Origin of the sequence: Rhodococcus cerastii (assembly GCF_033042195.1) — a bacterium.
Taxonomy (GTDB): Bacteria; Actinomycetota; Actinomycetes; order Mycobacteriales; family Mycobacteriaceae; genus Rhodococcoides.
Genome location: NZ_JAWLKF010000012.1, coordinates 86,973 through 100,717 on the forward strand (window position 1 = coordinate 86,973; position 13,745 = coordinate 100,717).

General features: G+C 63.8%; 16 protein-coding genes. 4 read left to right on the forward strand and 12 right to left on the reverse strand.

The features are described from left to right. Positions 1–5 precede the first annotated feature (5 nt). The 3 genes from R3P93_RS19040 to R3P93_RS19050 are packed head-to-tail and all read right to left on the reverse strand — an operon-like array spanning position 6 to position 2,681. A complete protein-coding gene (locus R3P93_RS19040) occupies positions 6–1,793 on the reverse strand; it encodes an ABC transporter ATP-binding protein (RefSeq protein ID WP_317533780.1) in 1,788 nt (595 codons plus the stop codon). A gap of 30 nt (positions 1,794–1,823) precedes the next feature. After that, the gene (locus R3P93_RS19045; RefSeq protein WP_121871050.1) at positions 1,824–2,279 is read right to left on the reverse strand and encodes an ATP-binding protein; all 456 of its coding nucleotides are present in this window, start codon (positions 2,277–2,279) and stop codon (positions 1,824–1,826) included. A 21-nt stretch (positions 2,280–2,300) separates the two neighbouring features. Next, positions 2,301–2,681 carry an STAS domain-containing protein gene (locus R3P93_RS19050; RefSeq protein ID WP_374700531.1) on the reverse strand — a complete coding sequence of 127 codons (381 nt, stop codon included), beginning with the start codon at positions 2,679–2,681 and terminating at the stop codon, positions 2,301–2,303. 102 nt (positions 2,682–2,783) lie between these two features. On the opposite strand from R3P93_RS19050, the gene R3P93_RS19055 reads away from it, so the two are divergent. After that, positions 2,784–3,179, forward strand: coding sequence for a fluoride efflux transporter FluC (locus tag R3P93_RS19055; protein ID WP_259468038.1), 396 nt, complete (start codon positions 2,784–2,786; stop codon positions 3,177–3,179). Beyond that, entirely contained in the window at positions 3,176–3,541 is a 366-nt protein-coding gene (locus tag R3P93_RS19060; protein ID WP_121871052.1) for a CrcB family protein, read from the forward strand. The genes R3P93_RS19055 and R3P93_RS19060 overlap by 4 nt, the downstream gene beginning before the upstream one ends. A gap of 10 nt (positions 3,542–3,551) precedes the next feature. Here R3P93_RS19060 and R3P93_RS19065 read toward each other — a convergent pair whose 3' ends face one another. The 7 genes from R3P93_RS19065 to R3P93_RS19095 form a co-directional block, all read right to left on the reverse strand. Continuing rightward, positions 3,552–4,127 carry a YdcF family protein gene (locus R3P93_RS19065; protein WP_317533781.1) on the reverse strand — a complete coding sequence of 192 codons (576 nt, stop codon included), beginning with the start codon at positions 4,125–4,127 and terminating at the stop codon, positions 3,552–3,554. 50 nt (positions 4,128–4,177) lie between these two features. Continuing rightward, on the reverse strand, positions 4,178–4,384 hold the full coding sequence (locus R3P93_RS19070) for a hypothetical protein (RefSeq protein ID WP_094640793.1): 207 nt from the start codon (positions 4,382–4,384) through the stop codon (positions 4,178–4,180). A gap of 79 nt (positions 4,385–4,463) precedes the next feature. Then, positions 4,464–5,198, reverse strand: coding sequence for a MerR family transcriptional regulator (locus tag R3P93_RS19075; RefSeq protein WP_149407394.1), 735 nt, complete (start codon positions 5,196–5,198; stop codon positions 4,464–4,466). An 80-nt stretch (positions 5,199–5,278) separates the two neighbouring features. After that, entirely contained in the window at positions 5,279–6,814 is a 1,536-nt protein-coding gene (locus R3P93_RS19080) for a flavin-containing monooxygenase (RefSeq protein ID WP_149407395.1), read from the reverse strand. After that, complete coding sequence (locus R3P93_RS19085) at positions 6,811–7,731, reverse strand: ferritin-like domain-containing protein (protein WP_149407396.1); 921 nt, start codon at positions 7,729–7,731, stop codon at positions 6,811–6,813. Before R3P93_RS19085 ends, R3P93_RS19080 begins: the two co-directional genes overlap by 4 nt. A 1-nt stretch (position 7,732) precedes the next feature. Continuing rightward, positions 7,733–8,611, reverse strand: coding sequence for an SDR family NAD(P)-dependent oxidoreductase (locus R3P93_RS19090; protein ID WP_149407397.1), 879 nt, complete (start codon positions 8,609–8,611; stop codon positions 7,733–7,735). Beyond that, a complete protein-coding gene (locus tag R3P93_RS19095) occupies positions 8,608–9,615 on the reverse strand; it encodes an alpha/beta hydrolase (protein WP_269595007.1) in 1,008 nt (335 codons plus the stop codon). Before R3P93_RS19095 ends, R3P93_RS19090 begins: the two co-directional genes overlap by 4 nt. Positions 9,616–9,727: 112 nt before the next feature. Here R3P93_RS19095 and R3P93_RS19100 point away from each other — a divergent pair, with 112 nt between their 5' ends. Then, a complete protein-coding gene (locus R3P93_RS19100) occupies positions 9,728–10,816 on the forward strand; it encodes a ferredoxin--NADP reductase (protein WP_317533789.1) in 1,089 nt (362 codons plus the stop codon). Continuing rightward, complete coding sequence (locus R3P93_RS19105) at positions 10,816–12,225, forward strand: ABC1 kinase family protein (protein WP_149407398.1); 1,410 nt, start codon at positions 10,816–10,818, stop codon at positions 12,223–12,225. Before R3P93_RS19100 ends, R3P93_RS19105 begins: the two co-directional genes overlap by 1 nt. 4 nt (positions 12,226–12,229) lie before the next feature. Here R3P93_RS19105 and R3P93_RS19110 read toward each other — a convergent pair whose 3' ends face one another. Both R3P93_RS19110 and R3P93_RS19115 read right to left on the reverse strand, forming a co-directional pair. Then, on the reverse strand, positions 12,230–12,907 hold the full coding sequence (locus R3P93_RS19110; RefSeq protein ID WP_149407399.1) for a TetR/AcrR family transcriptional regulator: 678 nt from the start codon (positions 12,905–12,907) through the stop codon (positions 12,230–12,232). Further along, positions 12,904–13,725, reverse strand: a complete 822-nt coding sequence (locus R3P93_RS19115; RefSeq protein WP_094640786.1) for an alpha/beta fold hydrolase — start codon at positions 13,723–13,725, stop codon at positions 12,904–12,906. Before R3P93_RS19115 ends, R3P93_RS19110 begins: the two co-directional genes overlap by 4 nt. Between the last annotated feature and the right edge of the window lie 20 nt (positions 13,726–13,745).

Genomic DNA, 13,745 nt, shown 5'->3' on the forward strand with positions numbered 1-13,745 from the left:
GGTCGTCAGCCGGGCTTCGTCAGCGCCGTGTTGTCACCGATTCGCAACGCGGCCACCAATTCTCGGTAGAGCGAGTCGGTGTTCATGAGCTCGGAGTGCGTGCCCCTGGCGCGGACCACTCCGTCCTCCATCACGAGGATCGTGTCGGCGTCGAGCACGGTGGACAACCTGTGCGCGATGGTCACCACAGCGGAGTCGATCGCGATCGATCGGATCACCTCGTGGATTGCCGCCTCGGTGCGGCCGTCGACCTGAGCGGTTGCCTCGTCGAGCAGGAGAATTTCCGGACGTCGAACGATGGCCCTGGCCAACGCAATTCGTTGACGCTGTCCACCGGAGACGGTCGATCCGATCAGGTCGGTGTCCAGTCCTTCGTCCAGCGCGCGGATCGCCGAGTCCAGATGCACCGACTCGAGCGCCGCCCAGATGTCGGCTTCGCCGGCATCGGGATGGCTGAACAGTAGGTTCTCGCGGATCGAGCCGGGGAGCACCGGCGTCTCCTGCTCCACGTAGGACAACCGGGCTCGCACCTCGTCGATGGTCAGCTCGTCGTACGGAATTCCGCCGAGCCTGATTTCGCCGGCCTCGGGCGTCAGGAAGCGCAGGATCAAGGAGAAGACGCTGGTCTTGCCCGCTCCCGACGGTCCGACGATCGCGGTGTGTCCACGCGCGGGCACCTCGAGGTCGATTCCGCGCACGGCCGGCTCCCTACCCGGTGCGTATCGGGCTGTGACGCTGCGGAATTCGAGAGCCGGAGCGGGCGCTTCGCTCTTCGCCGACCGTGTCGAACCCGTCTCACCTTTTTCGGTGACCAGATCGTCGATCTGGCGAATACGGGCAGCCGCGGCCATTCCGGCCTGCAGTGCGGTGATGTTCGTGGCCAGCGTGGACACCGGTCCCATCACCTGGAATGCGTACAACAGAAACGCGATCAGGCTGGACACGGCCAATGCCCCGGTACTGACGCGATAGCCGCCGAGACCGAGGATTCCGATGATCGCCAGCTGTACTCCGCCCCCGGCGAACGTCCATGCCAACGCGGAGATCTTGACCGCCCGGACGCTGTGCTGGGCGGAGATTCGCGCCTCGGAGATGACTCGCTCCGATTCGCGGGCCTCGGCCCTGCTGGACTTGACGGTACGAATGGCCCGCAGCGTGCCGTCGAGAATTCCGCCGAGGCGGCCCACCGCTTCCTGGGATTGCCGCTGCGCGACGGCGATCGGAGGCATCAGGCGCGCGAACAGCACCGCGATCGCAATGATGGCCGAGGCGATCGCGCCGAGCAGCACCAGATCGAGCACGGCCATGAGAATCAGTGCGCCGACGAGGCCGACCACACTGTTGACTATGGCCACCAACGCGTTCGACGTGGCCTCGCGGAGCAGAACGGTATCGGAGGTGACCCGGGTGACGAGTTCTCCGGTGGGCCGAGTTCCCAGACTTCCCACCGTGGCACCGAAGTACTTGCGCACGATGGATTTACGGGCGTCCAGGACCACGCGTTCGGCCAGGACCCCCAGCACGATCCATTGCAGATACAGCACCAGCGAACCCACAACCAGCAGACCCACCAGGATCAGCACCGGCTGGATCAGGGATGCGTCGGTGCCGAGGCCGTCGAGCACTCCTTTGGCGACCATCGGCGTCGCCAGCGCTGCTCCGGTGCCGATCAGGCCGAGTGTCAGGCCCAGGACAAGGGTCCGACGGTGCGGCCGGACGAACTGCCACAGCACGCGCAGATTCGGGACCGTGATCTTCTTCTTCTCTGCGGTAGCGATCTGCACGTCGACCATGGCACCAGTGTGCCGGATGGAAGGGTCGGTCTAGATCGCGTCCCAGATCATGTGCACGGTCGTACCGTTCTGGTCCGAGGTGACGGCGGCACTGTCGGCCAGCGCCCGCATGAGCGGCACCCCTCGCCCGCGATTGGGATCGGAATTGTGCGACGCCCAGTCCCCGCGATCGGTCACCTTCACTTCTATTCGACCCTCCGCGGCACACGAGACCCGAATGTCGAGTGTTCCGCGATCGGTGTGGTCTCGATACGCGTGCTCGACGCTGTTCGCTATCGCCTCGTACGTGGCCAGCACCACGTCGTATGCACGATCGGGGTCGACGCCCACAGTGCCCAACCAGTCACCGAGCTCACGACGAAGCTCCGACGCTCGATCCGCATCGGCAGGTTCGCCGGTGAACAGCAGTTCTTCCATTCGCGCACCTGCCGTCGAGATCGAACTGTCGGTACGTGAGTCGTCACCTCCGAAGAGAGTCGCCATCATGAATCCCGTCTACCCAAAAGTTCAGGATCTACCCGCATGAATTGCAACGAATGCTTCGTCGACCGTTGCATAGATTCCGAACACCTCGTCCAAACCGACGAGAGTGAGGGGACGACCGGTGGCCGGACCATCCGCGACCACCGCAAACCCGGCCTCGCCGCCGAGCTGCTGATGCGTCGACGCCAACAGAGACATGCCCGCGGAGGCGAGAAATCCCACATCGCTGAGGTCGATCACCACAGCCGTCGGCGATTTCTCGAGCACGAGAGCAACCGACTCGGACAGATCAGGAGCGGTCACCAGATCCAGTTCACCGGACACTGCAAGAACCACGTCCTGATCACGCCATTCCACAATCACATCGAAGTGCTGGGGCCCGAGGCCCGTGTCGTCCGCAGTCACACGAAGACTTTACCTCGGCGCACCCTGGCAGACTTTCTTCCACTCAGCCGAGTGGCCCGACTCCCGTTAGGCTCGCTTCGGTGATCGAGGGACAGCATTGACGTGAACCGTCGCGGATCTCGCCGTCGTTCGGTCGGCGAATATGTTGCCGTCACGGTCGGCGGCGCGGTCGGTGCGGCGTTGCGGTACGAGGTCTGGACATGGCGCGCATCGCCGAGGTGGCTGCTGGTGAGCACGTTCGGAGTCAACGTGTTCGGATGTCTCGTCGTCGGTGCGGCGTTGGGATACCTCTGGGGTCGTCCGGCTCCGATTGCCCGAGCAGGAGTGTTCGGGCTGGCGTGCGGGTTCACCACCTTCAGCCTGTACGCATTCCACGCCGTAACGCATCGCGGTGCCTGGAATTCGATTGTCTACCTGCTGGCCACACCGGTGGCGGCGCTCGTGGCAATGGCACTCGGTGCGGCGATCACCAGGCCCAGGCCGGGCAGCACACGATGACGACGATGCTCCTGGTGGCCGCCGGTGGCGGACTCGCTGCGCTCGGGCAGTTCGTGTTCGCGCACGCGATCAGGTCTCGGCGACGGTTGTCCGCACTCAATCTGGTGGCGTGCGCGGCGTTGGGATTGGTGTTCGCTCTCGATCCCCCGGACCGGTTTCGTTCGCTGGTGGCCGTCGGATTTCTGGCGTCGGTGGCTCCGATGGCCACGGTGGTGCTGGCTACGCTCCGGCTCACTCGAACCCAGCAGTATCGCAGCGCTGCAACGTTCTTCGCTGCGAATGTGGTGGGCGGTGTCGCCGCGGTGATGTTCGGCTTCCTGGCGTGGAAGTCCGGCATCACGCTCTATCACAAAATTTTCTGACTCGGATCCGTCAGTCGCTCGTCGAGTCCTCGCACGGCCCCTGCACTCCGGCCTTGACGAATCCCGCGATCTGATAGAGGTAGGTGAATTCCCACTCGACGAGCGAGAAGTCGTAGGAGCGTGGCGTCGGACGCATGGTGACGGTGCCGTCGAAGCATTGATCGAAGATGTAGCGGGCGCGCGGTAGGTGGTAGCGCCAGGTGACGACGATGACGTGGTTCCAGCCCCGTTCGCGGGCGAGTTCCTGGGTGAAGATCGCCTCTCCCCGCGTGGTCGACGGAACGGGTGGAATGCACAGCACCTCGAACTTCTGTGACGATGCGGCGCACGCCTTCTTCATCGTCGAATCACCGGACCCGTAGGGATCGGAGAGCACCACCGTCTTCGCCAGACCCTGCTCGGCGAGCGAGATGCCGTAGGCCTCGCGGCCGTCGTGTTCGCCGCCCAGTACGACGATGGCGTCGGCCGTGGTCATCGGATCGACGCGGGCCTTCGTGAACGCGACGTAGCCGCCGACACCGATCGCAGACACCAGGACAACCGGGATCGCGAAGGCCAGAAACAGCAACAGACGTCCGCGGAACACCTCACCAGGTTAGGGAAGGTGCACCGCGGGCGCGCGGTCAGAGACTCGGATCACTCACTGGGCTGAGGCACAGTGACGTTGCAGTCGGTGACCTCGGGGTTGATACCGAAGTAGTTGAGCGGTCCTGCGACGACAGTGAGGGCGATGGTGCCCGCTCCGCCGCAGTTCTCGGGTGCGCTCTCGAAGTATCCACGTTGGTACGACGCGAATGCGCCGATGATGAGCCAGACCAGAACGATCAACGTAACGAATCTCATGGTGCCCCCTAAGGCGGTCAGCCGCCGTTCGGCTGTCGAGAGTGACGTATGTCCGATTGTCGCAGTGTTCAAACCGCGGTCATTCGCTCCGCCTGGACAGTGTCTGCGACAGGTAGTCACTCAGTGCCTGTTCCTGGACGCGATCGAGGGCACGCGCCAGCTCCGCCTGTGCCGATTTCATCGCCAGGCTGCGCATCTTCTCGAACATCTCGGTGGTCTCGGCTACCTCCCCCGACTTGGGGAGCCATCCCGGACCGTGTTTCGCGGCCAGATGGTCGGTCACGCTCCCCACCATCGATTCGGCGATGGCGTTCATCTTCGATGCGGTTCGCTCGTGCTGGTCGAGCAGTTGCTCCAGGGTGAAGCCGTACTGGCTGAGATCGACGAACACCTCGAGGAGAGTGGGATCGAGTATCTCGGCCTGATCTCCGTCGATTCTGATCAGTTTCGCTTCGATGAGTCGGGCAACGATGTCGTCGTTGTCCTCACCGAGAAATTGCGCAATCAGTTCGACGGGGATGACCGTGGTCTCGGCCGACGACCACTTGCGGGTCACGATTTCCTGCAGGCCGAGGATTTCTTCCAGGTCCTTGCCCTGCTCCCAGCCCGAGAGGAAATCCGCGATGTGCGCCGAGGTGAACCCTCGTTGCAGCAGCGAGTCGATCACCTTGAGTCGAGTCAGGTGATCGTCGTCGTAGATACCGACGCGACCGCGGAGCGTGGGCGGCGGAAGCAGTCCGCGTTCCTGGTACGCCCGCACATTGCGAGTGGTCGTCTTGGCCTCTCGGGCCAAGTCGTCGATTCGATACTCCACCGATCTCCCTACCTCCGCCGCGCGTCGACCCACAGGATATACGTCGACCACGCGGCGGAAGGCGGACCCGAAGCCGAACGTCATCGCAACGGAAGCGTGCTCTCGTGCACCCGCAGCGGTTCTCGCGGCCGTTCGACGCGGCGCGGAGTCATGGTGAAATCGCCCTGCTCGACGCTTCTGAGCTGGTTGACGTACTGGGTGGCGAAACCGGGGAACATGGTGGCGTTGAAGCCGTCCTCAGTGAGATACCAGCTGCTGCAACCGGAATTCCAGGTCGTCTTGGCGAGTTTGCGCTGCATCTCCTCGTTGTAGGCATCCTGAACGTCCTGGCGCACATCGGCGCTGTGCAGGTTGCCGTCGAGCACCAGGGAGATGGCCTCGACGAGGTAGTCGATCTGGGCCTCCATGTACACCAGGGCCGAGCTGTGTCCCGGCCCGGAGTTCGGGCCGAAGGTGAAGTACATGTTCGGGTAGCCCGATACGGCAATGCTCTTGTACGCCTTGGCCCCTGCGCTCCACTCGTCGGCCAGCACACGGCCGTCGCGCCCGGTGATCGGGATGGGGGTTCCGGTGTTGGAGACGTCGAATCCGGTGGCGAACACGATGGCGTCGAATTGATGCTCGACGCCTTCCACGGTCCGAATTCCCCTGGGCGAGAGCGTTGCGATCGGCCACGTCACCAACGTACAGTTCGGCTTCTGCAATGCCGGGTAGTAGTCGCTGGTCATCAGCAGTCGCTTGCAGCCGGCTCTGAACCGAGGAGTCAGCTGACGCCGCAGCCACGGATCGCGAACCTGACGACGCAGATGCGCGCGACCGACCAGTTCGACGATGCGCGTCAGCGGCGTCTTCCAGACGACTCCGAGGGCGACGGACTCGTGGCCCCAGAACCACAGCGAACGCGCCAGGGTCTGGGCCTGCGGATATCGGGCGTACCGACGCTTGGTGCTGCCCTGTGTCTTTCGGTTCATTCTGGGCAGCGTCCAGCCCGGCGTGCGCTGGAACACCTTGACCGTATCGGCGACCTTCACCAGTTCCGGAACGATCTGCACCGCGCTCGCCCCGGTTCCGACCACCGCGATCTTCTTTCCCTCGAAGTCGTAGTCGTGGTCCCACCGAGCACTGTGGATCTTGTGTCCCTCGTAGGTGTCGATGCCCCGAATGTTCGGCAGACTGGCATTGGCGAGCGGCCCCGACGCCATCACCACCGTGCGCGCCCGAACGTCGGCGTGCCCGTCGATGCTCAGGTGCCAATGCCCGGCCGCCTCGTTCCAGATGATGTCGATGACGTTGTGGCCGAATCGAATACGCGACTCGATGTCGAACTCCCCCACCATCGTGTGGATGTACTCGAGAATCTCACCGCTACCGGAATAGGTGTGCGACCAGTTGGGGTTGGGCGCGAAACTGTATGAGTACAACCTGGACGGGATGTCGCAGGCGGCGCCCGGATAAGTGTTGTCTCGCCAGGTTCCTCCGACTGCGCTTCCGCGTTCGAGGATGACGAAGTTGTCGATACCTTTGTTGCGCAGTCGGATAGCAGTACCGATTCCGGCGAACCCTGCGCCGACGATCACAGCATCGAGTACACCGTCGCGCACATCGAACTCGCTCATGCGACGGGCTCGTAGGTCAGTTCCTTGGCCCAGGTCGGCTCGGAATTGAGAGTCTTCGTGGGGTACCGGCGCGTGAGTTTCACCAGGCCGTCCGCCAGCAGGTGGTACGGGTGCTTGCGATTGATCACGATGCTGCCGTGCCATTGCACAATGCGGTACATGGGAACCCGCAGCGCAACGGGATTGCGCTGACCGACACTCTTGAACCGCTTCATCGCGGTGTACAGCCGCTCCTCGTCGACGCCCATCTCGACGATGTTGTCGCGCATCTTGTTCAGCAGCGGGATGTACCGCAGCGTTCCGACGATGAGTGCCGGGTTCATCCACGCGCCGACGGTGTCGACCAGAATCTTGCGCATACGCGAATGCCCGAGCAGCTCGATTACCGCGAAATCGACTGCAAGATGCCGTGATTCGTCGGAGTTGATCTTCTTGAACACCGCCTGACACACCGGGTCGTCGATCTCGTCCATGATGAACTTCACGAGCGCACCGTCCAGCGCGACCTCGAGCATCGGAATGACGGTGCCCAGTACGGCCAGTGACAGTCCGTCCGAGTGCTTGTCCAGCCAGTCGATGACGAGCTTGACGTTGATGTTCGGTTCGGGCATCTGGTCACCGTCGAGCATCCCCCACCGCCGCATCAGAGCGAGCTCGGCGTTGGCGTGCTTCTGCTCCTCGGCGTGGAAGTAGCGGTAGATCTCCGCCAGCGTCTCGTTCGGTGCCTTGAGCGCCATGGCGGCGAAGCCGCGAGCGCCCACGTTCTCGATCCACATCAGATCGGACATGAAGGGCTTGAGTTTGGCATGCAGTTCGGGGCTGATGGTCTCGGCTCCCGGGCCGTCCCAATCGATGTCCGCCAACGCCCACTGACGGTCCTTGATCTTGGTCAGCATGTCTTCGAAGTCCATTGCCATGTCAGGCTCCTGTGGTTGTAGTAGTGAGGGATTCGTTCTTCGCCGTGTCCTGGTCGGCGGGCATCACCCGATTGAGCAACCCGAGGAAACGCACGTACACCGCGGGCAGCAGTCTCTTGAATCGCCATACGGCCTTGGCGTCGAACTGGGGGACGACGTAGAGCCGACCCCTGTCGAAAGCATCGAGTGTTCGGGCAGCGATCTTGTCCGGTGAGCGTCCGGTCCAGCGCATGGCCATCTCGGCCAGCCGGGACGAACTCGCGGTGATGCGGCCGTCGACGGCCACGTTGGTCTTGACGAACGTGGGGCACAGAACCGAGATGCGCACGCCGGTACCCGACAGTTCCGCCGCCATCGTTTCCGACAGCGACATCACGGCCGCCTTGCCGACGTTGTACGGACCCATCAGAGGCGCGGCGGCAAAGCCTGCGGCGGACGCGACGTTGATGATTCCGCCCTCACCGGCGGCCCGCAGCGCAGGCGTGAACACCTCACAGCCGTGGATCACTCCCCAGAGGTTGATCCCCAAGGCCCAGTTCCAGTCCTCGAAACCGATGTCTCCGACGGGCTTTCCACCGATCCCGACGCCGGCGTTGTTGATCAGCACCGTCGTCGGTCCGTCGAATTCGATGCCGGCGCGCAGGGCCAACTCCTCGACGTTCTCGCGTATCGACACATCGCACTCGACGGCGTATCCGGTGGCACCGAGGGCGTTCACCATCGCTACCGTCTCCTGCGCTCGCGGCAGAGAGATGTCGGCGCACATGACGGCTCCTCCGCGACGAGCCAGTTCGAGTGCGAACGCCCGGCCGATGCCGCTGCCCGCGCCGGTCACTACCGCTCTCGACCCGTACGAGGGTTTTCCGTTCTTGCTTCTCATCGACTTACCTTTTCCTTCGAATCATGTTGTACAACTGGATTGTCGAGTGCATGCGCGATGAATTCGGCGGCATGCTCGAGCGCGTGGCCGGCCTCGGGAATCAATCTGGGGAGAGCTTGGAACACGTGCATCTGGTCGGGCCAGATCTCGAGTTCGCTTCGTCCCCCGGCCCCATCGATCATCGCGTGCATCCGCCGCGCATCACCTCGCAGCATCTCGGCTCCACCCACTTGGATCAGCGTGGGTGGCAGGTCACGTGCGAGTGCGAGATCGAGCCGCAGTCGCGGCAGATCGGCGTCGTGGCCCTCGGTGTACAGCGCCACGAGCCCTCGCGCTGCCTTCGCCGAGATCATCGGGTCCTTGCGCGTGCGCTCCATCCGGGCCGACAGCTCGAAGTCGAGGTCGATCAGCGGTGAGAACAGCACCATCGCCCCCGGCTGCGGCGTCCCGGTCCGGTCGTTCTCGATGAGCAGGTCGGCAGCGAGGTGGCCGCCGGCCGAGTCCCCGGCGATGACGATGTTCGCAGCGGTGTACCCCTGGCCGAGTAGCCAGCGGTACGCGGATTCGAGGTCGTCGGCGGCGGCGGGAAACGGGTGTTCCGGGGCCAACCGGTAGTCGACCGTGAACACCGGCAGGCCGGTCGCGGAGGACAACCGCGCGGTCAGACCACGATGCGTCCGTGCCGAACAGATGACGTACGCGCTGCCGTGGATGTAGAGAATCACCCGGGGCCCAGGGGTCAGTCCGGGCGCTCGCACCCATTCGCCGCGCACCGGGCCGTCGCCCACGATGTCCACTCTCGTCCCCTTCGGCACCGGACCGAAGAGGTTCATCGACGTAGCGACGAGGCGTCGGGAGAACTCGATGCCGCTGCGGGACGTCGGAAGCAGGTTCGTCATCGGGCGCAGCGTCAGCCGAGTCATCAACGCTGCCAGTCGGGTTCGCCGAGACCCGGCACCGAATGCGCCGCGCGGCAGGTAGTGGTCGTTCGTGGTCGAAGTCACCTCGTCACCTTCACCCGCTATTCGCCATTTGTCAATGGCCTATTAATTGGTGGCGAAGTGTGCGACAGTGACGACCGACACGCAACGAGCCCGAAAGAGGGAACAAGTGACGATGTTCAGGAGCGCACCACCGGCAAACCTCGGTACGTCGACCAGTAATCCCGAGGCGGGAATCTTCGAGTTGGAAATTGCCGAGGTGACCCACGAGACCGAGGACGCCGTCTCGCTCGGATTCGCGGTCCCCGAGCACGCGGAGACACACTTTCGATACGCGCCGGGACAGTTCCTCACCCTGGAGATCCCCTGCACCGAAGGCGGATCGGTGGCCCGCTGTTATTCCTTCTCGAGCTCCCCGGTACGCGACCCGTTTCCCACCGTGACCGTGAAACGAATCCGGGACGGGCTCGCGTCACACTGGTTGCACGACAACGCAGTTCGGGGGATGCGACTGAAGGCGCTGAAGCCGTCGGGCATGTTCGGCCCGGAGAACTGGGACGTCGATTTCGTACTTCTGGCCGCCGGTAGCGGCATCACCCCGATCATGTCCATCATCAAAACCGCACTGTTGCGGCACGAGAACCGCGTCACCCTCGTCTATGCCAACCAGAACAGCGACTCGGTGATCTTCGCGGAACAGCTGACCGAACTTCGGTCTCGTTTTCCCGATCGACTCGACGTGCATCACTGGTACACGTCGGACTCGGGATTGCCCACTGCTGCAGGGCTGGCCACGATGAATGCGGCCGTTCCGCCGGAGTGCGAGGCCTTCCTCTGCGGCCCAACGCAGTACATGAACGTCGCCGAGGAGTGGCTCGGCCGCACCGGCACGGTCGCACGCAGAACGCATCGAGAAGTGTTCTCCTCCTTCGACTCCAATCCGTTCCGGAGCGAAAACACCACGTCGGCTCACGAATCGGACGCACAGTCCGTCGCCGCTCAGGTCGAGATCGACGGAACAGAGACCGAATTCGCCTGGAATTCCGGCACCAAGCTTCTCGACCGGCTCCTCGAACTCGGTCTCGATCCGCCGTACGTGTGCCGCGAAGGGACCTGCGGCGGATGCGCGTACACACTCACCGAGGGCACTGTGACCATGCTCGCCAACGAGACACTCGACGAGCACGAGCTCGAACACGGGGTTCGATTGGCGTGCCAGTCCGTGCCCGAATCCCAGTCGCTCCGTGCGGTGTTCGACCGCTGATGCCCGATGCGATGGGCCGTGACACCGACTCCGACGGAGCGCCTACCGAGGCCCTCGACATCGCGTATCCCGACCTCACACATTTCGGACTCGAAGAGTTGGGCCGGGCCGCGTGGATCACCGTGGTACTCCTGGCTGCCGCAGCGATCGCCGTCGTTCGCTGGCCGGTGTCCTGGCTCGCCAAACGCCGTCGCTTCACGGTCTCCCTAGCCGAGGGTGTGGTCAAAGGATTCGAGGCGCTGGGGCCGACGTTCGTCAAACTGGGACAACTCATGGCGTCGTCGCCCGGTGTGTTCCCCCCGGTTCTTGCCGATGCGTGTCTGCGCTTGCTCGACGGTGTGCCACCCGTCCCGGCCCACAAGGCTCGCCGTGTGATCGAACGCGACCTGGGTGGCAGTATCGCGGAACTGTTCACCTCGTTCGACGACGTGCCGCTCTCGGCCGCATCCGTGGCGCAGGTCCACGCCTGCGTGCTACCCGACGGGCGCGAGGCGGTCGTCAAAGTGCAGCGGCCCGAAATCCGTCGTCGCATGCGAGTCGATCTACGGGTGGCCTTCACCGGTGCGTCGTTGTTGGAGAGGTTCTTCGAGGTCTTCCGCATCGCCAACGCGACGGCCGTTGTCCGTGACCTCGACGAGTTGACGGCCCAGGAACTCGACAGCGCAGCAGAAGCATTGCGTCAGCAACGCTTTCGCGACAACCTGTATGTCTTCGGAGACAATTCTCACGTGATGGTTCCGGACATCTACTGGAGCCATTGCGGACCTCGGGTGATCTGCATGGAACGAGTTCGAGGAACCCCGGTGGGCCGTATCACGCCGGGCGATCTCGCCGGGCTCGATTCCGAGCTGCAGTTGCGTCGCGGCGTCAAGGTATGGCTGGAAGCCGTTGTGCTGCACGGCCCCTTCCACGGTGATGTACATGCCGGCAATCTGTGGGCACTGGACGACGGACGGGTGGGATTCCTGGACTTCGGAATCGTCGGGGAACTACCCGAGCAGTGGCGCGAGGTACTTCGCGAGATGTTCCGTGCCTCCCTGTTCGACGGCAACTACACCGAAGCTGCGCGACGCATCCGCATGCTCGGCATCACCGAGGGAACAACTCTGGGCGACAAGCTGATCGGTCTGCAGCTGAGGAAGTTGTTCGAGCCGATTCTGGGTAGAGGAGCCGCCCGCGTCGACCTGAGCAAACTCGTCGCGTCTCTGGTCGAGACAGGCAGGCGCTGGGGTATCGCGACACCGGAGGAACTGGTGTTGTTCGGCAAGCAGCTCGGCTACTTCGAGCGCTACTCGGCTGCACTCGCACCGGAATGGGTGTTGGGTCGAGACCTGTTCCTGTTCAGAAACATTCTCCCGGAGGAAGTGGCCGCAGCGGTGGCCGCGAGGAACATCGCGCTCCCGGACTGAGCCCTCACGGCTCGTCGATCAACGGATGAGATTCCGACGCGAATCGCGCAGCAGAGCCCGCGGCGCGCGCTATGCCCGCAATTCCGCTCCACACCATCATGGTGAGGTAGTCGACGAGCTCGTCGGCCGTCATGGTTCGATCGAAGATCCACCAGTGTGACGCCAATCGAACGGCACCGATCATCGCGAAGGCGATGGGCATCGAGCCGGCCGTGGAGAACTCACGCTCTCGAAATCTGTCGGCGATGACGGTGGCCAGGAGCTCGGCGATCAGCCCCTCCGCGGCGGTGATGACGTCGTGGTTGCCCGAGACTGCGTTGTTGGCGTGGACGTAGATGTAGATCTCGGGATCCGTGTCGACCGTCGAGACGTAGGCGGAAATCACTGCCCGGGTGAGGTGATACTCGTCGAGGTCCTCGGACATCGCATCCCTGATCCGAGGCACCAGCTCGGTCTCGACGTATCGCGCCATGGCAGCGTCGGTCAAGCCCCGTTTGTCGGTGAAATGCTTGTACAGAACAGTTTTCGAGACACCGTTCGCAGAGGCGATGTCGTCCATGCCGATGTTGTGACCCTGCTGTCGGATGGTGTCCAGAGTGCAGTCGAGCAGTTCACGCCGCCGCGTGATCCGATGATCGCGCCACCGGTGGCTTCGGCCGTCGACCTTCTCCGGAACGCTCACGCCGACTGGGAGACGGTTCGAGATCCCCTCAACAGAATCGACGCCACCAGTTCCGGATCGTCCGACATCGGTACGTGCCCGAGCCCCGCGTACGTCGTCACGTCCGCCTGCGGAAAGGTTCGACGCACCAGCGGTGCCTGATACACCGGCAGAACCCAGTCGCGACGGCCCCACGCGACGGTGACCGGAACATCCTCGTCGACCGGAATGCTGAAGCGCGGCACTGCGTTACCCGCTGCGTCGATCGCCCGGTTGGTGGTGATACTGAGCGCGTCGATGGTGGCCGTCGCGGCGGGAACTCGCCACGGCTTGGCGTAGAAGACACCGTTGGCGATCGTGCGACCGACGACCGAACGCATGACGGCCGGTGCGATCGGGCTGATCACTCGGGACAACGCGCGCAACAATCGGAACACGAGCAGCGCACGCGTCTGATCCCAGTGTCCGCGGAAGAATCCGGCCGGCGAGAGCGCGGTGGCCGAGGCAACCGATCCGCGGGCGGCGAGTTCGAGGGCGAAGTATCCACCCAACGAGTTTCCGGCCACGTGCGGCTTCTCGCCGTCCACCGCCACGTGCTCGAGGAACCGCTCCAGTTCGGCGACGATCCACGGGCCGAGATCGAACTCCTCGGTGGGTAGTTCGGGTGAATCACCGTGGCCGGGCAGGTCGACCGTCACCACTCGCCGGTGCTGCGCGAGTGTCTCGATGACGCTGTCCCAGGCGTGTTGCCGATGAACTATCCCATGGATCAGCACCAGGGTCGGTCCCTCGCCGCGGATGGTGTGCGCGAGCGCGGGGCCCTCGATGTCGAAAGTCATTGCGGTCCGATCTGTTCTCG

Excerpts from the sequence above, each read along its gene's own strand:
- R3P93_RS19085 (WP_149407396.1), bottom strand. The coding sequence starts at position 7,731 with ATGGCAATGGACTTCGAAGACATGCTGACCAAGATCAAGGACCGTCAG.
- R3P93_RS19040 (WP_317533780.1), bottom strand. The coding sequence starts at position 1,793 with ATGGTCGACGTGCAGATCGCTACCGCAGAGAAGAAGAAGATCACGGTC.
- R3P93_RS19045 (WP_121871050.1), bottom strand. The coding sequence starts at position 2,279 with ATGATGGCGACTCTCTTCGGAGGTGACGACTCACGTACCGACAGTTCG.
- R3P93_RS19115 (WP_094640786.1), bottom strand. The coding sequence starts at position 13,725 with ATGACTTTCGACATCGAGGGCCCCGCGCTCGCGCACACCATCCGCGGC.
- R3P93_RS19060 (WP_121871052.1), top strand. The coding sequence starts at position 3,176 with ATGACGACGATGCTCCTGGTGGCCGCCGGTGGCGGACTCGCTGCGCTC.
- R3P93_RS19090 (WP_149407397.1), bottom strand. The coding sequence starts at position 8,611 with ATGAGAAGCAAGAACGGAAAACCCTCGTACGGGTCGAGAGCGGTAGTG.
- R3P93_RS19100 (WP_317533789.1), top strand. The coding sequence starts at position 9,728 with ATGTTCAGGAGCGCACCACCGGCAAACCTCGGTACGTCGACCAGTAAT.
- R3P93_RS19080 (WP_149407395.1), bottom strand. The coding sequence starts at position 6,814 with ATGAGCGAGTTCGATGTGCGCGACGGTGTACTCGATGCTGTGATCGTC.
- R3P93_RS19105 (WP_149407398.1), top strand. The coding sequence starts at position 10,816 with ATGCCCGATGCGATGGGCCGTGACACCGACTCCGACGGAGCGCCTACC.
- R3P93_RS19070 (WP_094640793.1), bottom strand. The coding sequence starts at position 4,384 with ATGAGATTCGTTACGTTGATCGTTCTGGTCTGGCTCATCATCGGCGCA.